Below are 16328 nucleotides of genomic sequence, written 5' to 3'. Positions count from 1 at the left end.
TTATACACTAAATTTTTAAATCTTTAACCCCTTTTTAAATTTTTCTTCGAGCATGGGTTTTAAGAATTCACCAGTATAACTACCTTTTATTTTGATAATATCCTCAGGTTTGCCCTCTGCGATAATATTTCCACCTTTGACACCACCTTCAGGTCCCATATCGACAATATAGTCTGCTGTTTTAATTACATCTAGATTATGTTCAATAACAACAACTGTATTTCCTAGAGCTACAAATGTGTGCAATATTTCTAATAGTTTTTTAATATCATGTTGATGAAGACCTGTTGTAGGCTCATCTAATATGTACATAGTTCTTCCTGTAGATCTTTTTGAAAGTTCCTTAGCTAATTTAATACGTTGAGCCTCACCACCAGATAGAGTTGTAGCTTGTTGTCCAATTTTTATATAACCAAGACCTACCTTCTTTAATGTTAATAATTTAGTTTTAATATTTGAAATATTTTCAAAATATTCACACCCTTCATCTACAGACATGTCTAAAACATCTGCAATACTTTTTCCTTTAAATTTAATCTCTAAGGTTTCTCTGTTATACCTAGTTCCTTTACATTCATCACATTGTATATAAACATCAGGCAAGAAATGCATTTCATAAGTAATTACACCATCCCCCTCGCATGCTTCGCAACGACCACCTTTAACATTAAATGAAAATCTTCCAGGTTTATAACCACGAGTTTTTGACTCAGGAAGCGCTGTAAACCAATCTCTAATAGGACCAAAAGCACCAGTATAAGTAGCTGGATTTGATCTAGGTGTTCTTCCAATTGGAGACTGGTCGATATCTATAATTTTATCAATAAGTTCAACTCCCTTATATCCTTTAAATGCTTTTGGTACTTTTCGAGCCTTATTATTTAAGGTTAAATTAAGCGCATGATATAAGGTCTGCAGTATCAACGTGGACTTACCACTTCCAGAAACTCCTGTTACACAAGTAAAACTACCAATTGGTATTTTTAGATTTACATTATTTAAATTATTTCCACATGCACCATTAATTTCTACAAATCTACCATTTTTAGCAAGCCTTCTTATTTTTGGTATTTCGATATATTTTTTGTGAGATAAGTATTGTCCGGTTATGCTATTTTTGTTTTTTAAGATTTCATTATAAGTTCCCTGAGCTATAATTTCTCCACCCTTAGTTCCAGCTTCAGGACCCAAATCAATTATATGATCTGCATTTTCCATAGTTTCTGTATCATGCTCAACAACTATTACAGTGTTTCCTAAATCTCTAAGTCTTTTGAGTGCATCAATTAGTTTAACATTGTCTTTTTGATGTAATCCAATAGATGGCTCATCTAGAACATAAAGAACTCCAGTTAATCCAGAGCCAATCTGAGACGCTAATCTTATTCGTTGAGCCTCTCCACCTGATAAAGTTCCAGACTCACGAGAGAGAGTTAGATAATCCAAACCAACATTTAAAAGAAAATTTAATCTTTCATTAATTTCTTTTAAAATATGTTCAGCTATTTTAAATTGTCTTTTATCTAATTTAACTTCTAATTCTTTAAACCACTTAGAGGCATCTAAAATTGATTTTTTTGTAACTTCGCTTATGTTTAGATTATCTATCTTTACACATAAAGCCTCTTCTTTAAGTCTGTTTCCATTACATCCTTCACAGGCTGAATCTGATTGATACTCGGCTATTGCCTCTCTCTTCCATTCACTATCAGATTCCAAAAATCTTCTTTCTAAATTATTGATAACACCCTCAAAAGTTTTCTTGTGTGAATATTTTTCATATCCATCATCATAATTAAATTTTATTTCTTCTTCATTTGAACCAAATAAAATTACATCCTTAATTTTTTTTGGTAATTTTTTCCACTTTTCATCCAATGAGAATCCGTAATGTTTTGCTATTGAAGCTAGTGTTTGTGCATAATATAGCGTTGTAGATTTGGCCCATGGTTCAATTGCTCCATCAGCGATACTTTTTCTATCATCGGGTATTACTAAATTTGGATCTACATTTAGTTTTATGCCAATACCCTCACATTCTGCACAGGCACCGTACGGACTATTAAAAGAAAATAGTCTTGGTTCAATCTCTTCAATAGTAAATCCACTCTCAGGACATGCAAATTTAGTTGAGTAAATTAATTTTTCAATTTTTCTAAACTTTTGAGGTAAGGTTTCATCTTCATATTCAACAAAAACCAAGCCATTTGATAGATTTACAGCCGCTTCTATACTTTCAGCCAACCTATTTCCAAGAGATGAATTAATAACAATTCTATCTACAAGAACCGATATATCGTGTTTGATTTTTTTATCTAAATCAGGAGCTTTTTCAATATCATATAAAACTTCATCTATCTTAATTTTTCTAAAACCTCTTCTTTTATAACTAAGAATGTCTTTTTTATATTCACCCTTACGACCTCTTACTACTGGAGCGTAAATATAAATTGTAGATTTTTTTGGTAATTTTTTTATTAAATCTACAATTTGAGTAATTGTTTGTGATGTTATAGGTTTGCCAGTAAATGGAGAGAATGGTATTCCAGCTCTTGCATAAAGTACTCTCATGTAGTCATATATTTCTGTTACAGTAGCAACTGTTGATCTTGGATTTTTTGAAGTATTTTTTTGTTCTATAGCTATAGCAGGACTTAAACCTTCAATAAGATCAACATTTGGTTTTTTCATTTTATCTAAAAATTGACGTGCATAGGCAGATAAACTTTCAACATAACGTCTTTGACCCTCAGCATAAATTGTATCGAAAGCAAGAGAGGACTTTCCTGAACCTGAAAGTCCAGTAATGACTACAAATTGATCTTTAGGAATTTCAACTGAAACATTCTTTAAATTATGTTCTTTTGCACCCTTGATAACTATCTTTTTGATCATAATTTTAGTTGCTTTAAATTAATAAAATTAATATTCAGGTTATATTGTGATATAAAAACTAAATAAATAAATAAACATTTTAAAATATTATGGCTGGAAGTTTAAATAAAGTATTATTAATTGGGCGTTTAGGCGCAGACCCTGAGATTAAACAAATGGTAAATGGAAAAAGTGTTGCAAGATTAAGTTTAGCAACAAGCCAAACCTGGAAAGACAAAACTTCTGGTGAAAAAAAAGAAAAGACTGAATGGCACCGTATAGTTGTATTTAATGATGGTTTAGTAAATGTAGTGCAGCAATATCTAAAAAAAGGTGCTCAAATTTATGTTGAAGGTCAAATTGTAACAAGAAAATGGAAAGATGAGCAGTCTGGACAAGATAAATATTCAACTGAAATTGTAATACAAGGGTACAATTCTTCTCTTACAATGCTTGGTGGCGGCAACACAGGTGGTGGAATTCAAAATGATAATAATCAAGTATCAAATAATAATTTTGAAGACTCGCCACAAACATCAAACGATATGGATGACGAAATTCCATTTTAGTTTTTTATGCCTAACACAGAAATTCCTAAAGATAAAAATATCAAGTTAATTTCGATGCATGACGAGATGAGCTCGTCTTATCTATCTTATGCGATGAGTGTAATTGTAAGTAGGGCACTCCCAGATGTAAGAGATGGCTTAAAACCTGTTCATAGAAGAATATTATTTGCAATGTATAAAGGTGGCTATGATTGGTCTAAACAATTTAGAAAATCTGCAAGAATAGTTGGAGATGTAATTGGTAAATATCACCCACATGGCGATCAATCTGTTTATGACGCTTTAGTTAGAATGGTTCAAGATTTTTCTATGAGCTTACCTTTAGTTGAAGGCCAAGGTAACTTTGGTTCTATAGACGGAGATCCGGCAGCAGCTATGAGGTACACCGAGACAAGATTGGCTAAAGTTTCACAGTATTTAATTGATGATATTGAAAAAAATACTATTGAATATAAAAGCAATTATGATGAAACTGAAAAAGAACCTTCGGTTTTGCCCGCGCAATATCCAAATCTGCTAGTTAATGGAGCTGGTGGTATAGCGGTTGGTATGGCTACAAGTATACCACCACATAATCTTGGTGAAATAATTGATGGAACATTAGCTTTAATTGAAAATAAAGACATTAAGATTAAAGATTTAATGAAACATATACCAGGTCCAGATTTTCCAACTGGGGGCGTGATCATTGGTAAGTCAATTATTAAAGATGGATACAATATTGGACGTGGATCTTTTAAAATAAGAGGTGAAATATCTGTTGAAGCACAAAAAAATGGAAGAGAAAGACTTGTTATTACCTCAGTACCTTATCAAGTGAACAAATCAGTACTAAACGAACGTATTGCACAGCTTGTTAGAGAAAAAAAAATTGAAGGTATTAAAGATATTAGAGATGAGTCAAATAGAGAAGGCATAAGAGTTGCTATTGATTTAAGAAATGGTGTTGAGCCTGAGACGATTAAGAGACAACTTTATAAAAATACATCTATAGAAAGTTCTTTTGGTTTTAATACTTTAGCTATAGTTGATGGAAAACCAAAAATATGTAACCTTAAAGAGTTTTTATCTCATTTCTTATCATTTAGAGAAGATGTTGTAATTAAGAAGACTAAATTTGATTTAAAAAAAGCTGAAGATAGAGCACACATATTAATTGGCCTTTCTGTTTCTGTAGAAAACCTAGATAAGATTATTAAGATTATTCGTTCATCAAAAACACCAGATGATGCAAAAAAATCTTTATTAAATACTAAATGGAAAATAAATAAATCTTTAAAATTAATATCCTTAATAGTGGATAAAAAGAGTAAAAATCTTTATTCTCTTTCAGAACCCCAAGTAATTGCAATTTTAGAATTGAGACTACAAAAGTTAACCGCTTTAGGCATCAATGAAATTGAAGTAGAGATTAAAAAATTAGCAGATTTAATAAAAGGATATAAAAAGATAATTAATTCAAAAAAAGAGCTTTTAAAGGTAATTAGTGAAGAGCTTAAAACTATCAAAGAAAAATTTGCTGTACCAAGAAGAACTAAAATTATTGATGCAATTTTGAATTACGATATTGAAGAAACTATTCAAAAAGAGTCAGTAATCATAACAGTTACTTTACAAGGTTATATTAAACGTGGTGCATTAAGTAACGTTAAACAGCAAAAAAGAGGTGGTAAAGGAAAATCTGGTATTGTTACAAGAGATGAAGACTCTGTTGTTAAAACATTATCTGTTAATACGCACACATCATTACTCTTTTTTTCAACTGAAGGTCTTGTTTATAAAATTAAAGCTTGGAAAATTCCCGAAGGATCAACTGCATCTAAAGGAAAATCATTATTCAATATTTTACCTTTAAAAAGTCACCAATCAATTAGCTCTATAATGCCATTTCCTGAAAATGATTGGAAAAATTTGCAAATAGTTTTTGCAACTGCCAAAGGTAAGATTAGAAAAAACAGTCTTGAAGATTTTTCATCTATTAATTCAGCTGGAAAAATTGCAATGAAACTTGATCCAAATGATAAAATTGTTGGGGTTGAAATCTGTAAAGATGATCAAAATATAATGCTAAGTACAAAAAATGGAAAATGTATAAGATTCGAGTCGAAAAAATTAAGAATTTTTAAAGGAAGATCTTCTAAAGGAATAAAAGGTTTAGAATTAGCACCGAATGATGAAATTGTTTCATTATCTATTATTGATCACGTAAAGAATAAAAAAGACTCAAAAACAGAAGAGAGATTTATTTTATCTATAACTGAAAATGGTTATGGTAAAAAAACATTGCATAATGATTACAGGGTAACAAATAGAGGTGGAAAGGGAATTATAGGGATTGTTAATTCTCCAAGAAATGGAAATATATCCTCGAGCTTTCCAGTTTTAGAGGGTGATGAAGTTATGATCTCGACAAATAAAGGTAGAGTTATTAGAGTTGCTGTAAAAGAAATTAGAACAGCGGGAAGAAATACTCAAGGAGTACGTATTATTAAATTATCGGGTGATGAAAAAGTAGTTTCAGCAATAAAAATTGATGATAACTTAGTGTAATGAAAAAAGTTGCTGTGTATCCAGGTACGTTTGATCCTATTACATATGGCCACATAGATGTTATTAAAAAATCCTTAAAATTATTTGAAAGAATTGTCATTGCAGTTTCAGATGGTGCAAATAAAAATTACTTGTTTAATTCTGATGAGAGAATAGAAATCATTAAAAAGGCACTTTTCAAAGACCAAAAATTAAATAAGAGTAAAATTGAGATCATTTCGTTTCAGTCATTAACTACTGATATTTGTAAAAAATATAAATCAAACATAATTTTAAGAGGCCTTAGGGCTGTTTCTGATTTCGAATATGAATTTCAATTAGCGGGCATGAATAGAAAATTAAATAACAATATTGAAACGATTTTTTTAATGTCAGATGTAGAAAACCAGATTATTTCTTCTAGATTTGTAAAAGAAATTATCAAATTAAAAGGTGATATTAGAAAATTTACTACAAAAAGCACAATAAAGTCTTTAAAAGAAAAATATGAATAAATTTATAATCAAAATTTTACTTTTAATCTTTTTAACAACTAATAATGCAACTGCAGAGGAGAACATAATGATTTTAAAACTTAAAGATGGTGATGTAAAAATAGAACTTTTTGAGGACGTGGCACCTAATCATGTAAAAAGGATAAAACAACTCGCTGAAGAAGGTAAATATGATGGTGTAGTTTTTCACAGAGTAATTGATGGTTTCATGGCACAAACTGGTGATGTTAAGTTTGGAAGTTCTACAAGTGACGAGTTTGATCTAAGACGAGCTGGTATGGGTGGTTCAGATCTTCCAGATCTTAAGGAGGAGTTCAGTAATTTACCTCATGAAAGAGGAACGCTATCAATGGCTCGTTCACAAGATCCAAATAGTGCTAATAGTCAATTTTTTATCTGTTTCAAAGAGGCTTCATTTTTAGATAGACAATATACGGTCTTTGGTAAAGTTATTGAAGGAATGGAATTTGTAGATAAGATTAAAAGAGGTGACCAAAATAATAACGGCTCAGTAACTAATCCAGATAAGATTATTAGTTTTAAATAATCATTTAAAACAATTAATGACGTTAAAAAAATTTAATTTTAATGTCTTGGGAAATGATAACTTTGCCAGAGCCGGTGTAATTGAAACTCATAGAGGAAATATTCAAACTCCAGCTTTCATGCCAGTTGGAACACAGGCAACTGTTAAGGCCTGCTTAATTGATGATGTTATAAAAACAGGTTCAGAAATTATTCTTTGTAACACTTATCATTTAATGATTAGACCTGGAGTTGAAAGAATTATTAGTGCTGGTGGTCTTCATAAATTTATGAATTGCAAACTTCCTATTCTTACAGACTCTGGAGGATTTCAAGTAATGTCTTTATCCAAACTAAATAAAGTAGATAGAGAAAAAGGTGCGATTTTTAATTCACATGTTGATGGAAAAAAATTTATTTTAAGCCCTGAAGAAAGTATCCGTATTCAAAAAGGATTAGACTCAGACATTGTAATGATCATGGACGAATGTCCAAAAAAAACTAGTGATTACAACATCATTAATAAATCAATGGAACTTTCAATTTATTGGGCCGAGAGATCAAAAATAGCATTTGGCTCAAATCCCCATAAAGCTCTTTTTGGTATTGTTCAAGGAGGATTATTCAAGGATCTTAGATTAAAGTCGCTTAATGCCTTAACTAAAATTGACTTTGATGGTTATGCAATTGGAGGACTTGCAGTAGGTGAGACGCAAAAAGAAATGTTTAATGTTTTAGATGATATCAAAGAACATATGCTGAGTGATAAACCTCGCTATTTAATGGGCGTTGGAACACCTACAGATATTCTTGGTGCTGTTAAAAGAGGTGTTGATATGTTTGATTGCGTTATGCCAACAAGAGCAGGAAGGACAGGTCTAGCTTTTACTTGGAATGGACGTTTGAACATTAAAAATAATAAATATAAAAATGACAATGAGCCATTAGATATTAATTGTTCTAATTTAAGTCTTAATAAATATTCTAAAAATTATTTAAACCATTTATTTAATACAAATGAAATTTTAGGCTCTACTCTTTTAACTCTACATAATATCAACTTTTATCAAGAATTAATGTCTGCCATAAGAGATAATATTAAAAATGGTACATTTAACAAGTTTCACGATGAATACATTGGTAGGTTGTAATAAAAATATTTGCAATTTAACAAGTTATCGAATAAATAATTGTTTTTTGGTAATAAAATTTATTTAAGTTTAGATATTTTTTTATTGTTTAAATTTTTAAGTGTAAAGAAATTTAAAAATTTTAAAGAAGGCTTCACCAAAAGTTTTTTTTTAAAATATGATAAAAAAAAACATAATCTCAACTTTTTTAAATTTTATGTGGGCCCTTAGCTCAGTTGGTAGAGCAATTCCCTTTTAAGGAATGGGTCGATGGTTCGAGTCCATCAGGGCTCACCAATAAAATAAAATTAACTGATATTAATTGGTGGATAGTCAAGTATCACACTGTTTTCCCATTCTGAAAGATCTTTTATTCTCTTAGAAGAAGAGGGATGGGTGCTCATAAACTGAGGTGGTTCTTTCCCTTTATTGGACTCTTTCATTCGTTCCCACAATTTTTTTGTTTCTCTAATATCAAATCCAGATAATGAAGCAAAAATCATTCCTAAATAATCAGCTTCACTTTCTTGAGTTCTAGAGAAGGGATTCATTATTCCTATTTGAGATAACAAACCAACAGTATTCATACCAGTTACTCTATTAACTTGTGATAATTTACCTCCTGAAAAAATATCAATAAGTTGAGTACTTGTATTTAATAAAACACTTCTACTAGCTCTTTCAACAGAATGCTTTGCAACAGCATGGGCTATCTCATGACCCATCACTGAAGCTAAACCATTAGTATTCTTGGTAACCTCAAGAATTCCTGTATAGACAGCAATTTTACCACCCGGCATACACCAGGCATTTTTGATCTTTTTGTTATCAATTAATATATACTCCCAATCAAAATTTACTGTTGGGTCATCTAGTCCTGCTCTATAAAAATATTCCGATATTGAATCTTCCATCCGTTTTCCAATATCTTTAATTTCATTAAGTGTTTTTTTATCATCACTCATTTTTTCTTTTTCTTTTACTTTTTCATAAATTTGAGCTGCCTGAGCGTTTAATTTAGCCTCAGGTATAATTTTGAATTGTCTACGATCTGTAATAGGCGTTGTAGAGCAAGCATTAATCAGTAGACCTGAACATCCACATCCCATTACATTTAAAAATTTTCTTCTATTCATTTTTTATAAAATTTGATAATTATATAATCATTATCATATATGAATTTAAACAACAAAATATTATTAGTTCTTTTCATTATTACGATTTCATTTGTAATTTATTCTAGCTACAATTAATACAAAATGTCAAAAAAGAAAAAATCATTAACCTTGAAATTAAGAAATTATTTTTTCACTGGGGTAATTGTACTTGTTCCAATTGGATTTACACTTTATTTAAGTAAATTTTTAATTAATTTTTCAACAAAATTAGTTCCAGCTGGACTAAATCCAAATACTTATCTTCCTTATTCAATTCCTGGAATTGAAATAATTTTGACAATTATATTTATTACAATCGTAGGGGGTCTCTCATTATCTTTTATTGGGAAAAAATTTTTACAATTAGTTGATGATCTTTTTAAGAGAATACCTATTTTGAGAACAATATATTCGGCTATAGGTCAGATGACAGATTCATTTAGAGAGCAGGAAGGAAATAAAAAAAGTGTTGTTTTGGTTGAGTATCCAAGAAAAGGCTCATGGGCGGTTGGTTTTGCTACCAAAGAAAATACTGGCGAAATTAAAACTAAAACTAAATTAAATCTTGTAAACGTTTTTGTTCCAACAACACCAAACCCAACAAGTGGTTTTTTACTGATGATACCTAAAGAAGAGCTAGTTTATCTGGACATGACATTTGAAGAAGCATCAAAATTTATTGTTTCTGCAGGAACCTCAAATCCAAAAAATTAAACTATATCATTAATAATATCAGCTTGATCATATAATTTTAGTAAAGGTCTATACTTTTCTATATTAATATTTTCTTGTTCAATTTTTTGAATTTGTTTTTCTGCCAAGATAAATAAATCTTCATTTTGTATAGGATCAGCTAACCTAAAATTTTTAGCACCACTTTGTTTAAATCCTAATAAGTCGCCAAATCCTCTAAGCCTCATATCTTCTTCTGATATTTCAAAGCCATCACTAGAATTTTTCAATATATTAATCCTTTTTTTTGCATTGACACTTAAATTAGATTTAAACATTAGAATACAGCTTGCTTGTTTGTTGCCTCTACCAACGCGACCTCTTAATTGATGGAGTTGTGACAATCCAAATTTATTAGCATTTTCAATTATAATTACATTGGCATTCGGAAAATCTATCCCAACTTCAATTATTGTTGTTGAAACCAATATTGAATATTTTTTATTAAGAAACTTATAAAGAATTTCCTCCTTTTCATCATTTTCAATTTTCCCATGAATTAAGGCTACTTTATTTGGAAAGATTTTATTTAAATACTCATATTTATTTACAGAGGATTGATGATCTAATTTTTTAGACTCTTCAATTAAAGGACATACCCAGAAAACTTGATTGCCTCCTGTAATTTCTCTTTTAACAAATTTGATAACATCGTCCATTTTAGTCTCTAGTTTACTATAGGTTTTAACTTCTTTACGATTATTAGGTTTTTCTCTAATTATTGATACATCCATGTCACCATAAACAGACATAGTTAAAGTTCTTGGTATAGGCGTTGCAGACATCAAAAGTACATCACAATTATCTCCACCTTTGTCAGATAATAATTTTCTTTGCCTAACACCAAATTTATGTTGCTCATCAATAATTATATAGCCCAATTTATTAAATAATATTTTCTTTTGAAATATTGCATGGGTTCCAAAAATCATTTTAATTTTATTATTTTTTAATTCTTTGATAATTCTTTTCTTATCCATGTTTTCACTTTTACTTGAAAGCAATTCTATAGATATATTTTCAGGAAATAGTTTTTTAGCTAAGGAGTAATGTTGTCTAGCTAATATTTCTGTGGGCGCCATTAGAGCTACTTGGAAATTTGAATTTATAACACTTAATGCAGAAACTAATGCTACAATAGTTTTTCCACTACCTACGTCACCTTGTAAAAGTCTAAACATTTTACTGTTTGAGCTTAAGTCTTTATTGATTTCGGATAATGATTTTTTTTGATCATTTGTTAATTTAAAATTAAGTTTATTAATTATTTGGTTATATGAGTTATCTGTAATTTTTTTTGAAGTCTTTTTAATTTTCTTAATTTTTTTTCGAATTTCTGAATTTACAAGAAATGATGCAAATATTTCATCGTAAGCTAGCCTTTGATAAAAGTTTGCTTTGTAATTTTGGATATTTTCTGGGTCATGTAATTTGATAATTGACTCATTCCAACTTTCATTTTTAAATCTTTCTAATATTTCTTTGTCATGCCATTCATTTAAAATAGGTAAATTTTCTAATATTTGTTTAATAATTTTATTATAATTTTTTTCAGTAATACCTTCGGTAAGAGAATATTTATTATGAACCGTCTCTATTAATGAACTGTCCTGTGAAACATATGTTGGATTTGTTATTTGATATTTGCCCTTAAAAGATGTGATTTTACCACTAATAGTAACTTCTTGATTAAGTGGCAAAATTTTTCTTACATATCCTTCATAACTATGAAAAAAAATACAATCAATTTTGCCAGTCTCATCTGAGCAATTCACTCTATTTGGTAAGTTTCTTACTCTAGGAAATTGATATTTTGCCGGTATTATTCTAATTGTTTGAACTTTATTAATTTGAAGGTCAGAAATTTTAGTGACTAATGATCTATCTGTATAAGATTTCGGTAGCCTCCACAATAAATCAAAAATTGTATTAACTTTTTTTTTCTTCAAAATATCCATGGTTTTTTTTCCAACACCATTTAGTTTTGTAAGATCTGATAATAAATAATCGTAATTATTCTTATTTTTCATGATAGATAGAATATAATAGTAATTACAATGATTAATATAAAGGATTTAAAAAATAAAATAATTTACCGTGCTACTTATAGAGGTACAAAGGAAATGGATAAACTTTTAACTTCTTTTACTAAAAAATATATAAATAAACTTAATGAAAATGATCTCATACTTTTAAGCAATCTATTGGATAACGATGATGAAGATCTCTATAAGCTAAATCACAATATACAAACAGACAAATTTTTTGAAAATAACAAAGTTATTGAATTATTTAAAAATTATGAATACAGATCAGATTAATGGCGGAGAGACTGAGATTCGAACTCAGGAAAGAGTTGCCCCTTTGCCGGTTTTCAAGACCGGTGCATTCAACCACTCTGCCATCTCTCCGTAACAACGTTTTATTATCATAATTTTTTAATTCAACAATAAAATAGATAAATTGAATAAATAATGAGCTAATATTTGAAATATTTATAATGAAAAATAATAAATTCAATAAAGGTATTATTTTAACAGCCCTAGGATCTTTTTGGTGGGGAGTAATTGGTATAATCTATTTTAAGTTTATTTCCTACACTGGATCTATAGAAGTGGTAATTCATAGATGCGTATGGACAGCGGTAATGCTGATAATAACTACTTTTTATTTTTCAAAATGGAGTATTTTTTTTGAAATAATATCTAGTATTAGAAATATAACACTATTATTTTTTTCAAGTGTATTAATATTTCTCAATTGGGCGACCTGGATCTATGCTGTAGGAAATGAAAAAATTATAGATGCTAGTTTTGGTTATTTTATTATGCCAATTTTGAGTGTTTTTTTAGGATATATTTTTTATGATGAAAAAATAAATCAAAAAAGAGGTCTGTCAATTATTTTGGTATTGATTTCAATAATTTTCTTATTGTTTAAAAACTTTGACTCAATACCTTGGGTGGGAATAATTGTAGGTGTAAGCTGGGGGCTTTATAATCTGATAAGAAAAAAGGTTAATGTAGATACAGATATTGGTCTATTAATAGAAAGCTTATTTATTTTACCATTTGCCTTGTTAGGATTTTATCTTTTATATCAAAATGGTCAAAATTATTTCAGTTTTAACAATATACCATTAATGTTTATATTAATGTTGGCTGGTCCAATGACAGTGATTCCTTTATTTTTATATGTAAGAGGTGTTGAACTGTCAGGATTAGGACCAACTGGAATGATTTTTTATATAACTCCTACATTTCAGTTTTTACTGGGTTTTTTTTACTATAATGAAACTTTTTCTCTCGATAAATCATTAAGTTTCATTTTAATTTGGATTGCTGTAATTATTTATTTAAAAGATTTATATGAAAATAATTAGATATTTATCGATAATATTTTTTATATTTTTTGCCAGCAACTTAATGGCAGATGAAAATGATTTTTCTAAATGGTTAAAAAATTTTAAAATTTATGCTTTAAAACAAGGTGTTTCTGAAAGAACTTTTGACCTTGCAATGTCTGATGTTGTGTTTTTACCAAAGGTAATAAAGTATGACCGTTTTCAGCCTGAATTTTATGAGGATACAAAATTATACATATCCAAAAGAACTTCAGATCAGAAATTAAAGAAGGGGAGTGATATTTATAGGTCGAATAAAGATTTTATAAATCTCATTGATGATAAATTTTCTGTTGAAAAAGAATTGCTTTTAGCACTAATGGGTATTGAAACTAATTTTGGAACTTATGTCGGCAAGATGGATATTTTATCATCTCTTGCAACATTGAGTTTTGATGAAAGAAGATCTGAGTTTTTCACAAAAGAACTTATTACAATACTTAAATTGATAGATAGTAAAAAAATTAATCATGACATCCTATATGGTTCTTGGGCAGGGGCTTTTGGATATTTTCAATTTATGCCTTCTACTATGGAGCGTTATGCTATTGATTTTGATCAGAATAATATTATTGAATTAAAGTCAACAAAAGATGCTTTTGCTTCAGCTGCAAACTATATAAACAAAATAGGTTGGAAAAAAAATCAACCTTGTTTTATTAGAGTAAAATTAGATAAAAATGTACCCCAAAATATATTAAATACATCAGCAAGAAATTTGCACAGCAAGCAAAAATTTAAGACTTTAAAAAAATATATAATTAAAAATGATAATTTTACAAATATTGACAACAATATGATAGCCTCAATTATTACCCCAGATAAAGATATTATTCCTGAAGCACAAAATTTAGAACCTGCTTATATTGTTTTTGAAAATTATGAAAAAATTCTCCAATGGAATAGATCATTACGTTTTGCTCTAGCTGTTTGTACTTTAAAAGAAAAATTTGAAAATGCTCTATAAAAAGATATTTCTTTTTTTATTTATAATATTTATAAGTAACTGTGCTAGCATCAATCAAACAAAAATTAAGTCGTCTCAATTTTTAGAAGATCCTTTTATTAACAAAGGGTTTGCACTTATATATAATGAAAATCTTTTAAAGGAAAAAATAATTTCTAGAAAAATAGACGAAAGGAGTCTTATAATTTTTCAAAAAAATTTAAAAAAAAATACAAAAGTTAAAATTACTAATATAAAAAATGAAAAATCAATAATAGCAACTGTTGGAAATAAAGCTAACTATCCCTCTTTTAATAATTCTGTTTTATCAATTCGTATAGCAGATGAAATAAATTTAGATAAAGAAGAGCCATATGTAGAGATTTTAGAAATCCTAGAAAACTCAGTTTTTGTTGCAAAAAGAGCTAAAACTTTTGAAGAAGAAAAAGAAGTTGTCACTAAAGCACCAGTTAACGATATTAGTATTAGTGATTTAAATAATACAAAAATTGAAAGTTTAACTAAAACTACAAATAAATTTTTATATAAAATTAAAATAGCTGATTTCTACTTTAAAGATACAGCTTTGCTATTAACTAATAGAATCAGCAATGAAACAAATGTTACAGACGTTAAAATTGAGAAAATTATGAAAAATAAATATAGAGTTTACTTAGGTCCATTCTACAACATTAATGCTCTACAAAAATCCTTTAATGATATAAACATATTAGAATTTGAAAACATTGAAATTATAAAATGATTAAAACAAAATTTTTCTTAGTACTATTTACACTTTTATCATTTACATTTAGTGTAAAAGCTTCATTTGATATTAAGGCAAGAACAGCTATCCTACAAGACTACCTGTCTGGTGAAATTTTATTTGAAAAAGAACCTGATAAATCAATTTATCCTGCTTCTATGACAAAAATCATGACTGCTATAATTGCTTTTGATTTGATAAAAAAAGGTGACTTAAGTCTAGATGAAAAATTTACAGTATCTGAAAATGCATGGCGATTATCATCAGCTGGTTATTCATCAATGTTTATTATGGTTGGAGACGAAGTTACTGTAGAAAATTTGCTCAAAGGGATAATAGTTGCTTCTGGTAATGATGCTTGTGTAGCTCTAGCCGAGGGCATTGCTGGTACAGAAGATGAATTTGCAATCATGATGACTGCCAAAGCAAAAGAAATTGGTATGGAAAATACTAATTTTGCTAATTCGTCAGGAATAAATAACACAAAAAATGTATCTACTGTAAGAGACATAATGATTATGTCAAACTACCTTATAAAAAATTTTCCTGAAGAATATAAAATTTTTGCTGAAAAAGAATTTACTTGGGATAGAACTGGAGGTGACCCAATAACACAAGGAAATAGAAATCCACTATTATATTCCTCAATTGGTGCAGACGGTATTAAAACTGGTTACCTGGCGGTCGAAAAATATTCTTTAGCCTCTTCTGTTGATAGAAATGGTAGAAGGTTAATTGCAGTTGGAAGTGGTTTTGATACAAAAAGTGATAGATCTCGTGAAAGCTCTAAACTTATAAAATGGGGATTGACGAATTTTGATTTGGTTAAAGTTACACAAAGTGACACTCCTATTGAAGATGTTGAAGTATGGCTGGGTAAAAAAAACACTGTAAAGACCTATGTTAATAAAGATATTTATAAAGTAATTAACAAAGGAAGAAAAAGTTTATTAAAAGTTACATTAAAGTATAATGGTCCAATACATGCTCCTATTAAGAAAGATGATGTAATTGGTAAATTAAACCTAAGTTATAAAGGTGAATTTATTGAAGAATATGACTTATTAGCATTCGAAGATGTTAAAAAATTAAATATTTTCTCTAGATTAATGAAATCTATTAATTTTTTAATATGGGGCGATGTCTAAAAAACCAATTATTGTCTTTGAGGGTATAGAAGGG

14 protein-coding genes and 2 tRNA genes are annotated in these 16328 nt (G+C 28.9%); 12 read left to right on the top strand and 4 right to left on the bottom strand.

Annotation, left to right across the window (positions count from 1 at the left end; translation table 11 throughout):
* Positions 1-15: 15 nt before the first annotated feature.
* A complete protein-coding gene (uvrA, locus tag AC5SLO_RS03085) occupies positions 16-2895 on the bottom strand; it encodes an excinuclease ABC subunit UvrA (RefSeq protein WP_494573717.1) in 2880 nt (959 codons plus the stop codon).
* Positions 2896-2984: 89 nt separating this feature from the next.
* Here uvrA and ssb point away from each other — a divergent pair, with 89 nt between their 5' ends.
* From ssb to AC5SLO_RS03055, 6 genes are all read left to right on the top strand, one after another.
* Complete coding sequence (gene ssb / locus AC5SLO_RS03080; protein ID WP_494573716.1) at positions 2985-3443, top strand: single-stranded DNA-binding protein; 459 nt, start codon at positions 2985-2987, stop codon at positions 3441-3443.
* Between the two features lie 6 nt (positions 3444-3449).
* On the top strand, positions 3450-5993 hold the full coding sequence (gene gyrA, locus AC5SLO_RS03075; RefSeq protein WP_494573715.1) for a DNA gyrase subunit A: 2544 nt from the start codon (positions 3450-3452) through the stop codon (positions 5991-5993).
* Complete coding sequence (gene coaD / locus AC5SLO_RS03070) at positions 5993-6487, top strand: pantetheine-phosphate adenylyltransferase (protein ID WP_494573714.1); 495 nt, start codon at positions 5993-5995, stop codon at positions 6485-6487. Before gyrA ends, coaD begins: the two co-directional genes overlap by 1 nt.
* The gene (locus AC5SLO_RS03065) at positions 6480-7034 is read left to right on the top strand and encodes a peptidylprolyl isomerase (RefSeq protein ID WP_494573713.1); all 555 of its coding nucleotides are present in this window, start codon (positions 6480-6482) and stop codon (positions 7032-7034) included. The genes coaD and AC5SLO_RS03065 overlap by 8 nt, the downstream gene beginning before the upstream one ends.
* Before the next feature lie 16 nt (positions 7035-7050).
* Complete coding sequence (gene tgt / locus AC5SLO_RS03060) at positions 7051-8163, top strand: tRNA guanosine(34) transglycosylase Tgt (RefSeq protein ID WP_494573712.1); 1113 nt, start codon at positions 7051-7053, stop codon at positions 8161-8163.
* 200 nt (positions 8164-8363) lie between these two features.
* Positions 8364-8439, top strand: a tRNA-Lys gene (locus AC5SLO_RS03055).
* Positions 8440-8450: 11 nt separating this feature from the next.
* Here the strand turns inward: AC5SLO_RS03055 and AC5SLO_RS03050 are convergent.
* On the bottom strand, positions 8451-9278 hold the full coding sequence (locus tag AC5SLO_RS03050) for a M48 family metallopeptidase (RefSeq protein ID WP_494573711.1): 828 nt from the start codon (positions 9276-9278) through the stop codon (positions 8451-8453).
* Positions 9279-9401: 123 nt separating this feature from the next.
* Here AC5SLO_RS03050 and AC5SLO_RS03045 point away from each other — a divergent pair, with 123 nt between their 5' ends.
* Positions 9402-10013 carry a DUF502 domain-containing protein gene (locus AC5SLO_RS03045; protein WP_494573710.1) on the top strand — a complete coding sequence of 204 codons (612 nt, stop codon included), beginning with the start codon at positions 9402-9404 and terminating at the stop codon, positions 10011-10013.
* On the opposite strand, the gene recG is transcribed toward AC5SLO_RS03045, so the two are convergent.
* The gene (gene recG, locus AC5SLO_RS03040; RefSeq protein WP_494573709.1) at positions 10010-12061 is read right to left on the bottom strand and encodes an ATP-dependent DNA helicase RecG; all 2052 of its coding nucleotides are present in this window, start codon (positions 12059-12061) and stop codon (positions 10010-10012) included. The two genes, AC5SLO_RS03045 and recG, sit on opposite strands and share 4 nt — an antisense overlap.
* A 27-nt stretch (positions 12062-12088) precedes the next feature.
* Here recG and AC5SLO_RS03035 point away from each other — a divergent pair, with 27 nt between their 5' ends.
* Positions 12089-12352 (top strand): succinate dehydrogenase assembly factor 2, encoded by a 264-nt coding sequence (locus AC5SLO_RS03035; RefSeq protein ID WP_494573708.1) that lies wholly within the window; start codon positions 12089-12091, stop codon positions 12350-12352.
* Here AC5SLO_RS03035 and AC5SLO_RS03030 read toward each other — a convergent pair.
* A tRNA-Ser gene (locus AC5SLO_RS03030) sits at positions 12353-12442 on the bottom strand.
* A gap of 89 nt (positions 12443-12531) precedes the next feature.
* Between AC5SLO_RS03030 and rarD the strand changes: the two genes are divergently transcribed.
* The 4 genes from rarD to AC5SLO_RS03010 are packed head-to-tail and all read left to right on the top strand — an operon-like array spanning position 12532 to position 16294.
* A complete protein-coding gene (gene rarD, locus AC5SLO_RS03025; RefSeq protein ID WP_494573707.1) occupies positions 12532-13413 on the top strand; it encodes an EamA family transporter RarD in 882 nt (293 codons plus the stop codon).
* Positions 13400-14401 carry a lytic murein transglycosylase gene (locus AC5SLO_RS03020; RefSeq protein ID WP_494573706.1) on the top strand — a complete coding sequence of 334 codons (1002 nt, stop codon included), beginning with the start codon at positions 13400-13402 and terminating at the stop codon, positions 14399-14401. The genes rarD and AC5SLO_RS03020 overlap by 14 nt, the downstream gene beginning before the upstream one ends.
* Positions 14391-15143, top strand: coding sequence for a hypothetical protein (locus AC5SLO_RS03015; RefSeq protein WP_494573705.1), 753 nt, complete (start codon positions 14391-14393; stop codon positions 15141-15143). Before AC5SLO_RS03020 ends, AC5SLO_RS03015 begins: the two co-directional genes overlap by 11 nt.
* On the top strand, positions 15140-16294 hold the full coding sequence (locus AC5SLO_RS03010; protein ID WP_494573704.1) for a D-alanyl-D-alanine carboxypeptidase family protein: 1155 nt from the start codon (positions 15140-15142) through the stop codon (positions 16292-16294). The genes AC5SLO_RS03015 and AC5SLO_RS03010 overlap by 4 nt, the downstream gene beginning before the upstream one ends.
* Positions 16295-16328 lie beyond the last annotated feature (34 nt).

It is taken from the genome of Candidatus Pelagibacter sp. PS_44 (assembly GCF_059417735.1).
Note: the sequence above shows the minus strand (reverse complement) of the source record. Positions and strands in the feature narration are given on the sequence as shown.

What these genes read in the sequence shown, in the direction of transcription:
- tgt (WP_494573712.1), top strand. Translation starts at nt 7,051, where the DNA reads ATGACGTTAAAAAAATTTAATTTTAATGTCTTGGGAAATGATAACTTT.
- AC5SLO_RS03065 (WP_494573713.1), top strand. Translation starts at nt 6,480, where the DNA reads ATGAATAAATTTATAATCAAAATTTTACTTTTAATCTTTTTAACAACT.
- rarD (WP_494573707.1), top strand. Translation starts at nt 12,532, where the DNA reads ATGAAAAATAATAAATTCAATAAAGGTATTATTTTAACAGCCCTAGGA.
- recG (WP_494573709.1), bottom strand. Translation starts at nt 12,061, where the DNA reads ATGAAAAATAAGAATAATTACGATTATTTATTATCAGATCTTACAAAA.
- AC5SLO_RS03020 (WP_494573706.1), top strand. Translation starts at nt 13,400, where the DNA reads ATGAAAATAATTAGATATTTATCGATAATATTTTTTATATTTTTTGCC.
- gyrA (WP_494573715.1), top strand. Translation starts at nt 3,450, where the DNA reads ATGCCTAACACAGAAATTCCTAAAGATAAAAATATCAAGTTAATTTCG.
- uvrA (WP_494573717.1), bottom strand. Translation starts at nt 2,895, where the DNA reads ATGATCAAAAAGATAGTTATCAAGGGTGCAAAAGAACATAATTTAAAG.
- AC5SLO_RS03035 (WP_494573708.1), top strand. Translation starts at nt 12,089, where the DNA reads ATGATTAATATAAAGGATTTAAAAAATAAAATAATTTACCGTGCTACT.
- AC5SLO_RS03045 (WP_494573710.1), top strand. Translation starts at nt 9,402, where the DNA reads ATGTCAAAAAAGAAAAAATCATTAACCTTGAAATTAAGAAATTATTTT.
- coaD (WP_494573714.1), top strand. Translation starts at nt 5,993, where the DNA reads ATGAAAAAAGTTGCTGTGTATCCAGGTACGTTTGATCCTATTACATAT.
- ssb (WP_494573716.1), top strand. Translation starts at nt 2,985, where the DNA reads ATGGCTGGAAGTTTAAATAAAGTATTATTAATTGGGCGTTTAGGCGCA.
- AC5SLO_RS03050 (WP_494573711.1), bottom strand. Translation starts at nt 9,278, where the DNA reads ATGAATAGAAGAAAATTTTTAAATGTAATGGGATGTGGATGTTCAGGT.
- AC5SLO_RS03015 (WP_494573705.1), top strand. Translation starts at nt 14,391, where the DNA reads ATGCTCTATAAAAAGATATTTCTTTTTTTATTTATAATATTTATAAGT.
- AC5SLO_RS03010 (WP_494573704.1), top strand. Translation starts at nt 15,140, where the DNA reads ATGATTAAAACAAAATTTTTCTTAGTACTATTTACACTTTTATCATTT.